Source organism: Rhodoblastus sp. (genome assembly GCF_052145335.1).
Classification (GTDB): Bacteria; Pseudomonadota; Alphaproteobacteria; order Rhizobiales; family Beijerinckiaceae; genus Rhodoblastus.
The window spans coordinates 1-2,738 of sequence record NZ_JBKQOU010000213.1; the positions used below are offsets into that span (position 1 = coordinate 1).

At 59.8% G+C, this 2,738-nt stretch carries 3 protein-coding genes; all 3 read right to left on the reverse strand.

Annotated elements, in window-relative coordinates; all coding sequences use genetic code 11:
• Nucleotides 1-1,020 precede the first annotated feature (1,020 nt).
• The 3 genes from ACLP2E_RS13575 to ACLP2E_RS13585 all read right to left on the reverse strand — a co-directional run bounded on the left by ACLP2E_RS13575 (nt 1,021) and on the right by ACLP2E_RS13585 (nt 2,441).
• Nucleotides 1,021-1,248, reverse strand: coding sequence for a DUF2934 domain-containing protein (locus tag ACLP2E_RS13575; protein WP_442466247.1), 228 nt, complete (start codon nt 1,246-1,248; stop codon nt 1,021-1,023).
• A 335-nt stretch (nt 1,249-1,583) separates the two neighbouring features.
• Nucleotides 1,584-1,865 (reverse strand): hypothetical protein, encoded by a 282-nt coding sequence (locus ACLP2E_RS13580; protein WP_442466248.1) that lies wholly within the window; start codon nt 1,863-1,865, stop codon nt 1,584-1,586.
• A 351-nt stretch (nt 1,866-2,216) separates the two neighbouring features.
• Nucleotides 2,217-2,441 carry a hypothetical protein gene (locus tag ACLP2E_RS13585; RefSeq protein ID WP_442466249.1) on the reverse strand — a complete coding sequence of 75 codons (225 nt, stop codon included), beginning with the start codon at nt 2,439-2,441 and terminating at the stop codon, nt 2,217-2,219.
• Nucleotides 2,442-2,738: the final 297 nt, after the last annotated feature.

Below are 2,738 nucleotides of genomic sequence, written 5' to 3' on the forward strand. Positions count from 1 at the left end.
AGTTCACCCAGAGCCGCATGCCGAGTACGCCGCGCTCAAGATTTCGGCGCAAAGCCATGACGACGGTGTGGACAACCAAGCCGTGAACAACGATCGTGCCCAAGGCGAGTGCGAATCCCACAAGCAACGAACTCACGAAGTGGCTTGGCATGATCCCGCCTGCTCATGAGGCGCACGATGACGCGGTTTGCGCATCATGCCTGCCTTGATGCCTTAAACCACGCCCAAAATCGACTCGCCGCGCCGGGCTTCGCACTCGAGACGCGGAAGCCTGAGCGGCGTTACTCAGGCAGGGCGCGGCTCGCCTCAGCAATCGGCGATTGACTTGTCCTCGTGGCGGTCTGTCGGGAAGGCTGCGGATGGCTTGCGGGACTCCGCCGCCCGCGACAACCGCGTCGGGCCGCCTTGCCCGGAAAGGCAGAAGCCGACGTTTTGCGGTCGTTCGAGAACCCGGCCCCGGGCGCCGCTGTTGGGCCAGCGCCTGTCGTGATTGGGACAGCGACGCGTCCGATGGCTTGGCCCGTCATGGCGAGGTCCGCGCCGCTTATGGTTCGGCTGGCGGACGCCCGGGCCGAGGCGGCACAACCCTGAGCCGATACACCTCAACCTTCGTCTCACGTGCGATCGCTTTCCTGACTGAGCGCCAATATCGCACCGAAGAGAAGTCATTGGCCTCGCGCTCCATCCTGTCAGCCTCATCGAACGCGCCGGGCCCGAGATGTTGGATCAGCGATTCCGCCTGCGCTTCGATCCATGTCGCTCTTTGGCGCCCTCGTTCCAGAAACAAAAGCATCTGCCAACTCCTCAGAAACAGGTCGCCGCCCGTTCGCCGCGACCCGCTTTCGGTTCTCCCTAACGTCAGCCCGATTAAGCGCAATCGTGGCATTGATCCTCGCCTGAGCCGCCCCAGTTGCAGTGTCGAGTGCTTTGGCCCAGGTCAATAGAGCTTCGCATTGCTCTAATTCTTGCTTGGTCATCTGTATTAAATTCCCCAACGCCTAACGTCGCCGCGGCATGGGGTCAGAAGCTCGGGTCCTGCCGTCTCTTCCCCCAATCAGCTGCCGTTTCACAATGAACATCCGCAGACCGGCGAACGGAGGCGCCGAACTTTTGCTTGCCCGTCTCCTCATTGCGTTCGAATTCGGCTTTCGCGGCGAACCAGAAGTCCTCGCTGCGTATCTCAGGCCTGCCCGCGCGGTCCCATAGATGATACGCGTGTTCGCGGATCATGAGTTCGGTGGCGTTCACGTTCTGCTTCCTCCTTGACCGTATTTGTGGCGGGCTCCAACGCCGACCGTCGCCACACAAATGAATTACGGGATTACGGCAACTCCGACCCCCGTTGGCCGTCCTCGCACGAGCCCTTTAGTTCCAAATCGGCCGGGCGGCGGCGAAAGCGACGTCCAAGAGGGGATGGTCGCCAGTCCCTTGGCCGTGCCTTAGGGGCTCGTGCTGAGCGTCATGCGCAGTGCGGCCGCTTGGCGCCGAAGCTTCTTGACCCGAATCGACTGTGCAAAATCACCATTCGCCTGCGGCGTGGAAAGTCTGCATTCGCCTTTGTGGAATCCTGCGCAGGCTGCCGCTCAGACTGAGAAGTGGAATCTCGTCGAGCCAACGACACCGGCCTTTTGCATCGCGGCCTTCAGATCCTCTCCAATGAGCCATGCTTGCGCCCTCCCCATGTCGCTGACATCCTGAAGGATCAGGATGTCATTCGGGTCCTCGGCGCCGCGAAAAACTTTGCCATTGGTTATGCCTGCGGCGACGCGGCTATTCTCGTGTTCGTCGTAGCCCTTGCGCCAAGTCGGGTAGTCCATGACTTTGTGATGAATTGTGAGGTTTTCAGTCGGATGCTGTACGCTCATCGTCTTTCTCCAAATTAATTAAATTCGACCTCGAGCGATTATCCTTCGAATTACAAACAACACTTAGGTGTTTTTCTACCTATTACAAGGATATGTTGACAGCTTGAACGTATTTTATTCGAAGGCGAATTTCCGATCAGCGATAAGTCAGGGGCGCGCTATCGCCAGGGGCAGCCCCCGGCCAAATCCGCTAGTATCGACGTGAAACGATCCCAGTGAGAGCAAACTTCGGCGGCGGTCGGTCGAAGGGCGCTTTGGGTCGATCTGAGCTTTCAGCCTCGCTTCGGAGGAATGACCGCTGATTGCGCAGACCCGCCGTTCACAAAGTCGAGCGCTTCTCGCCAGTCCCCCCTAGTCAAAAACCCGCTGGTCGAGCCCCAGCAAGACCTCGTCGCCTTCTGCTGCGTATCCATCGCCGCAGTCGGGTGACGCGGCGGCGACGGCGCGTTGGATCGCGCGCGAATCCTCTGGCGTCAATATGTGCAGACGGCCCGGATGAGTCCGCACATAGTCGAACAAGTCCCTGACGGTGCGCTCGCACGGATTGCTGATCAGAGCGTACTGGTAGGCCAACATGGGCGTGCCCCGTTTCCCGTGACATCCATTCGATCGTTTCGCGGCGGTCCCCGCGCCGTGCCTTGGGGATACACGATCTCTTCGGGAGACGCTGTGCGAGAGCTCACGGCGCGCGAAGCAAAAGAGCGCGCAAGCCGCCCTCCAGGTCGTCGCAAGGTGTGCTTGTCCCGCAGAACAGATCGAAATCCTTGGGCCAAGCAAGATATCTGCCGTAATTCCGCCCACTTTTTGCCTGACTCTGTCATAAACGGGGCCGCGTGAAGGTCTGAGCGCAGCAGCCCCATTAAAAAACCTATC